This window comes from Rhodococcus sp. ENV425 (assembly GCF_002887785.1).
Classification (GTDB): domain Bacteria; phylum Actinomycetota; class Actinomycetes; order Mycobacteriales; family Mycobacteriaceae; genus Rhodococcus; species Rhodococcus aetherivorans.
Map to the genome: position 1 here is coordinate 1 of NZ_PCZU01000162.1, position 5,638 is coordinate 5,638.

The window sequence follows — 5,638 nt, forward strand, 5'->3', positions numbered from 1 at the left end:
GCGCGGCGGTCGTCCCGCCGGTGGCGACGATGGTCCAGTCGGGGGCCGACGCGGCCACCAGCGTCGCGGTGCCGACACCGCTCATTCCGGAGGCTGCGCCGAACAGGCGGGCACGCCGGCGGGCGCGGCGCTTCTTGCGGCGCACCCGGGCCGCGGGGTCGTTCCAGCGGCGCGCCGCCTCGACCACGCTGCCGGTCATGTCCCGGAGCGCAGCCGCGGCCGGACCGGGGAACTGTCCGGTCCGGCCGCGTGCGGGTGTGTTCATTGCGTTGCCGCGTTTCTGCCGTCTGCCATCGACCCCGGCGCTACTGCGAGCCGGCGCTTCCCGCCGCCGACGGCGGTTCCTTGGTGGGGTTGACCGCGGGGGTCGCGGGTGCCGCCGCGCCGGGCAGCGCCTCGCCCTTCATGGAGGCCCGGATCTGCTCGAGACGGCTGTGGCCGGCCATCTGGACGGTGGCCTGCTGGACCTCGAGCATCCGGCCGTGCACCGAGTTCTGCGCGAGCTCGGCGGATCCGAGCGCGGTGGCGTAACGACGCTCGATCTTCTCGCGGACCGCGTCGAGACTCGGCGTGGTGCCGGGCGCGGCGAGCGTCGAGTCCATCGAGCGCAGGGACTCGCTCACGCGCTCCTGCATCTTGGCCTGCTCGAGCTGGCTGAGCAGCTTGGTGCGCTCGGCCACCTTCTGCTGGAGAGCCATCGCGTTCTGCTCGACGGCCTTCTTCGCCTGCGCCGCGGCCTGCAGGGACTGATCGTGCAGCACCTTCAGATCCTCGACGGACTGCTCGGCGGTCACCAGCTGGGCCGCGAACGCCTCCGCGGCGTTCGTGTACTGGATGGCCTTCTCGGTGTCGCCGGCGGCGTTGGCCTGATCCGCCATGAGCACGGCCTGCCGCGCGCTCGCGTTGAGCTTCTCGACCTCGTCGAGCTGACGGTTGAGTTTCATCTCGAGCTGACGCTGATTGCCGATGACGGACGCGGCCTGCTGGGACAGTGCCTGGTGCTGGCGCTGCGCGTCCTCGATCGCCTGCTGAATCTGGACCTTCGGATCGGCCTTCTCATCGATCTTCGAGTTGAAGAGCGCCATCAGGTACTTCCAACCCTTGACGAACGGATTAGCCATGGGAGTGATCCTGCCTCCATCTGGTACGCCGCGGCGAACGCGACCCGGTGCGCGGCCCTCGCGCACCGTTTCCGGTCGGCCGTGTGATCCCCGCGTACCCGGCCGCCGTGTGTCCCGAGCCACCCCCCGGTGGTGACCCGAATTGTGTCGCTTTCGGCCGCGTCCGGCCAGGCCGGCGCGGTCCGTCCTCCATGTTATGCGGCGGCCAGCGCGCGTGCCGCCGGCGGCGGGATCACCACACGCGTGTCCTGCGCCACGAGCGCCGCGTGCTCGGCGGCGCGGGCGTCCGAGTCCCGGGACTTCGGCTCGGCCCCGAGACCTGCCGCCGCCCCGACCGGGGTCCGGCCGCGGGCGGGAACCGCATCGGCAAGCGACTCGCTGACGTCGAAGAGCACGTCGGACAAGGGGACGTCGAGGGCGTCGCAGATCGCGGCGAGCAGTTCGCTCGACGCCTCCTTGCGCCCGCGTTCGATCTCGGAGAGGTAGCCGAGGCTGACCCGGGCGCTGCTGGAGACCTCACGCAGGGTGCGGCTCTGCGAAACGCGGGTGCGCCGAAGACTGTCACCGATTGCCTCACGCAACAACAGCGCCATCCCATCCTCCTTCGTCCGTCGTCGCTCAACCCGTCAACGCACGACGCACGTCGCCGGGTTCCCGGCTCCCCGCCCGGGCACGAAAACCCTGCCGGGCGCGGCTCCGCACGGGTCCGGCTGCCACCGGTACCGCGGTGTCAAGACACTACATCCCCGCGGCGCCGCGCACGCGGGTGAGTAGGCCCGACACGGCGGCACGGGCAGCCCCGGCCCGGATGTCCCACCGGTCCCCGCGCACCGGCGGGCGGGTGACCACCGTGCCGCCCGGCCCGGCGATCCCGAGATACAGCGTGCCCGGCGGGTGCCCGTCCTGCGGGTCCGGTCCGGCCACGCCGGTGATGCCCACGCCCCACGTCGCTCCGCAGCGAGCCGCTGCGCCCTCGGCCAGGGCCGCGGCGGTGGACTCGGAGACCGGCCCGTCCGCCACGAGCCGTTCCGGGTCCACGCCGCCCAGGGTGGACTTGAGGTCGGTGGCGTAGACGATCAGCCCCCCGCGCAGCACCACGCTGGCGCCGGGTACCCCGGCGATCGTCGCCGCAATCAGCCCGGCCGTGAGTGATTCGGCCGTGGCCACCGTCTGCCGCCGCGCGGCCAGGGTCGCGACCAGTTCCGCGGCCGCGGTGCCGGGAACGAGCGGGTCGGGCACCGCCTCACTCCCCGTGCTGTTGTTCGACGCGGTGCACCCCGGCGCGCAGTCGCGCCGCCTGGACCACGTAGTCGATGCCGGTGCCCACCGTCAGGATCACCGCGAGTCCCATGAGGGCGACGGCGAAGGGCATCGCCGCCTCCGGCAGCGGGAGCAGGTACAGCACGATCGCGAGCGTCTGGACCAGGGTCTTGGCCTTCCCGCCGCGGCTGGCGGGGATCACCGCGTGCCGCAGCACGAAGAAGCGCAGCGCCGTGACGCCGAGCTCGCGGGCCGCGATGATGCCGGTCACCCACCACGACAGGTCACCGAGCAGCGACAGGCCCACGAGGGCGGCGCCGATGAGCGCCTTGTCGGCGATCGGATCGGCGAGCTTGCCGAAATCGGTCACGAGTCCGTACTTGCGGGCGAGCTGTCCGTCGATGCGGTCCGTGATCGCCGCGACGGCGAACACACCCGTCGCGGCGATGCGCCACGCGACGTCGTGACCGTCGCCGACGAACAGCACCAGAAGGAAGACCGGCACCAGAACGATCCGCAGCATGGTGAGGATGTTGGCGATGTTCCACAGCGGGACCGGCTCCGCGGCCGCGGGGGCATGCGGCCCGGGAGCCGCCGCCGCACCGCCGGTTCCGGCCACCTCCGGATGCGGCGCGCTCACGCCGGCCTCCGCGCCACGGACGTCGCCGCAGGACGAGGCGGACCCGGGTCCGCCGGGACGACACGTGAGCATGGGGATCCGACCGGCACACGGACACAATATCGGTAGAGCGACCGGCTACTGTTCACCACTATGACTTCGCGGACGACGGACCAGGGGACTCACGACCGCATCCTCGTACGACGTGCGCGAACCGGCGACATTCCGGAGATCAAGCGGCTGGTCGACATCTACTCGGGCAAGATCCTCCTGGAGAAGAACCTCGTCACGCTGTACGAGGCCGTGCAGGAGTTCTGGGTGGCCGAGACGGCGGGCACCGTGGTCGGCTGCGGGGCCCTGCACGTGCTGTGGTCCGACCTGGGCGAGATCCGGACCGTCGCGGTGGATCCCCGGGTCAAGGGTCGCGGGGTCGGCCACCTCGTGGTGTCCCGCCTGATCGACGTCGCCCGCGAACTCGAACTCGAACGGCTGTTCGTGCTCACGTTCGAGGTCGAGTTCTTCGGCCGGCACGGATTCACCGAGATCGACGGCACACCCGTCACCGCCGAGGTGTACGCGGAGATGTGCCGCTCGTACGACACCGGTGTCGCCGAGTTCCTGGATCTGAGCTACGTCAAACCGAACACCCTCGGAAACACCCGGATGCTGCTCACGCTCTGAGCCGCCCCCTTCCGCCCACCTGTCACGAATGCGAGGACCCATGCCCCTGTTCGCCGTCGAGTACACCTACTCCGAGGCCACCGCGAGCGGCCGCGACGAGCACCGGCCCGCCCACCGCGGCTGGCTCGGCGAACTCGTCGAGGCCGGGACGGTGCGCGCGACCGGCCCGTGGGCCGACGGGTCCGGCGCACTGATCCTCGTCGAGGCCGCGGACGAGCCCGCGGTGTGGGAGGTCATGGCTCAGGATCCGTTCGCCCGTCAGGGGCTGCTCGACGAGGTCCGGATCACGCAGTGGCTCCCGGTGATGGGCGTCTTCAACGACTGACGCCCGTCACCGGCGCGGCGGGAAGGTCAGGTGAGGTCGGCCTTCTCGCTGCGCGTCTTGAGCAGGCTCGCGACGGTCGTCACCACCAGCACGCCGACGATCACGCCCAGCGACAGCCAGGTCGAGATCTCCGGCACCGCGACGTGCTCACCGCCGTTGACGAACGACAGGGTGTTCTCGTGCAGCGCGTGCAGCACCAGCTTGACGCCGATGAACGCGAGGATCACGGACAGGCCGTAGGACAGGTAGACCAACCGCTCGAGCAGACCGCCGATGAGGAAGAACAGCTGCCGCAGGCCCATCAGGGCGAACGCGTTGGCGGTGAACACCAGGTAGGGCTCGCTGGTGAGGCCGTAGATCGCCGGGATCGAGTCGAGCGCGAACAGGATGTCGGTGAAGCCGATGGCGGCGAGGGCGAGCAGCATCGGGGTGGCGAAGCGCTTGCCGTCGATCCGGGTGAACAGCTTGTCGCCGTGGTACTCGTCGGTGGTCGGGTACACCTTGCGGACCAGCGAGACGATGCGGTTCTCCCGCTCCTTCTCGTGCTCGACCTCGTCTCCGTGCTCGCGGATCAGCTTGATCGCGGTGTAGATGAGGAACGCCCCGAACAGGTAGAACACCCAGCTGTAGGCGTTGATGGCCGCGGCACCCACGGCGATGAACGCCCCGCGCATCACGAGCGCCAGGACGATGCCGATCGTGAGCACCTTCTGCTGGTACTCGCGCGGCACCGCGAAGGTCGACATGATGATGACGAACACGAACAGGTTGTCGACGCTGAGGGCCTTCTCGGTGACGTAACCGGCGAAGTACTCACCGCCGTACGTCGGCCCCCAGATCGCGAACACCACGACGCCGAACACCACGGCGAGGCCGATGAACACCGCCGACCAGAAGCCTGACTCGCGCAGCGACGGCGCGTGCGGTTTGCGGACGTGGGCGTAGAAGTCGAAGACGAAGAGCCCGAGAATCACCAGGATGGTGACGATCCAGGTGAGCGGGGTGACATGCATCGGCAGATATTCCTCCGGTAGGTACAGCTAACCACCGGAGGTCTCTCCCACCTCGGATCGCAGCTCGACGGTGCGGCTTCGAGGTCGGCAGCCCCGGAACGACATCGGTGTCGCACGTGTTGACGGAACTGCCGCGGGTTAGGGGATACTCCCCTCCACGTCTCCCATTCAACCACACGCGGGTCGCGGCATCGAACCGTGCCGCCGGCCCTACTCCGCCGGCGCCGGCGCCTCCCCGTCCCCGCCGCCGCGGATCGAGAACAGCAGGCCGTCGAGTTCCTCCGGTTTGACCAGGACCTCCCGCGCCTTGGACCCCTCGCTGGGACCGACGACGCCGCGGGTCTCCATCAGATCCATCAGCCGACCCGCCTTCGCGAAGCCGACGCGCAGCTTGCGCTGCAGCATCGACGTCGAACCGAACTGGCTCGACACCACCAGCTCGACCGCCTGCAGGAGAACGTCGAGGTCGTCACCGATGTCGGGGTCGACGTCCTTCTTCTCGCCCGCCTTCGCCGTCGTGACGCCCTCGGTGTACTCCGGTTCCTTCTGGTTCTTGGCGAAGTCGACGACGGCCGCGATCTCCTCGTCGGTGATGAACGCGCCCTGCATCCGGATCGGC

8 protein-coding genes and 1 pseudogene are annotated in these 5,638 nt (G+C 70.0%); 2 read left to right on the forward strand and 7 right to left on the reverse strand.

The features are described from left to right. The 5 genes and pseudogenes from CQZ88_RS13455 to pgsA all read right to left on the reverse strand — a co-directional run. A pseudogene (locus CQZ88_RS13455) lies at positions 1-265 on the reverse strand (hypothetical protein); the annotation flags it as partial. Between the two features lie 40 nt (positions 266-305). After that, positions 306-1,121 (reverse strand): PspA/IM30 family protein, encoded by an 816-nt coding sequence (locus CQZ88_RS13460; protein WP_003935651.1) that lies wholly within the window; start codon positions 1,119-1,121, stop codon positions 306-308. A gap of 194 nt (positions 1,122-1,315) precedes the next feature. Further along, positions 1,316-1,714 carry a helix-turn-helix domain-containing protein gene (locus CQZ88_RS13465; protein WP_006948280.1) on the reverse strand — a complete coding sequence of 133 codons (399 nt, stop codon included), beginning with the start codon at positions 1,712-1,714 and terminating at the stop codon, positions 1,316-1,318. 145 nt (positions 1,715-1,859) lie between these two features. Then, entirely contained in the window at positions 1,860-2,360 is a 501-nt protein-coding gene (locus CQZ88_RS13470) for a CinA family protein (RefSeq protein ID WP_050035111.1), read from the reverse strand. Between the two features lie 4 nt (positions 2,361-2,364). Continuing rightward, positions 2,365-3,021: a CDP-diacylglycerol--glycerol-3-phosphate 3-phosphatidyltransferase gene (pgsA, locus tag CQZ88_RS13475; protein ID WP_006948282.1), complete on the reverse strand. Its 657-nt coding sequence runs from the start codon at positions 3,019-3,021 to the stop codon at positions 2,365-2,367. Between the two features lie 132 nt (positions 3,022-3,153). On the opposite strand from pgsA, the gene CQZ88_RS13480 reads away from it, so the two are divergent. Further along, positions 3,154-3,681 carry an amino-acid N-acetyltransferase gene (locus tag CQZ88_RS13480; protein WP_006948283.1) on the forward strand — a complete coding sequence of 176 codons (528 nt, stop codon included), beginning with the start codon at positions 3,154-3,156 and terminating at the stop codon, positions 3,679-3,681. Between the two features lie 40 nt (positions 3,682-3,721). Next, positions 3,722-4,006 carry a YciI family protein gene (locus CQZ88_RS13485; RefSeq protein WP_102799889.1) on the forward strand — a complete coding sequence of 95 codons (285 nt, stop codon included), beginning with the start codon at positions 3,722-3,724 and terminating at the stop codon, positions 4,004-4,006. A 26-nt stretch (positions 4,007-4,032) separates the two neighbouring features. Here the strand turns inward: CQZ88_RS13485 and CQZ88_RS13490 are convergent, their stop codons facing one another. Further along, a complete protein-coding gene (locus tag CQZ88_RS13490; RefSeq protein ID WP_006948285.1) occupies positions 4,033-5,019 on the reverse strand; it encodes a TerC family protein in 987 nt (328 codons plus the stop codon). 210 nt (positions 5,020-5,229) lie between these two features. Beyond that, positions 5,230-5,638: DNA translocase FtsK (locus tag CQZ88_RS31005; protein ID WP_308410802.1), on the reverse strand; the 409-nt coding region annotated here is incomplete at its 5' end.

Coding starts and splice junctions, on each gene's coding strand:
- CQZ88_RS13465 (WP_006948280.1), bottom strand. CDS start 1,714: ATGGCGCTGTTGTTGCGTGAGGCAATCGGTGACAGTCTTCGGCGCACC.
- CQZ88_RS13460 (WP_003935651.1), bottom strand. CDS start 1,121: ATGGCTAATCCGTTCGTCAAGGGTTGGAAGTACCTGATGGCGCTCTTC.
- CQZ88_RS13485 (WP_102799889.1), top strand. CDS start 3,722: ATGCCCCTGTTCGCCGTCGAGTACACCTACTCCGAGGCCACCGCGAGC.
- CQZ88_RS13490 (WP_006948285.1), bottom strand. CDS start 5,019: ATGCATGTCACCCCGCTCACCTGGATCGTCACCATCCTGGTGATTCTC.
- CQZ88_RS13480 (WP_006948283.1), top strand. CDS start 3,154: ATGACTTCGCGGACGACGGACCAGGGGACTCACGACCGCATCCTCGTA.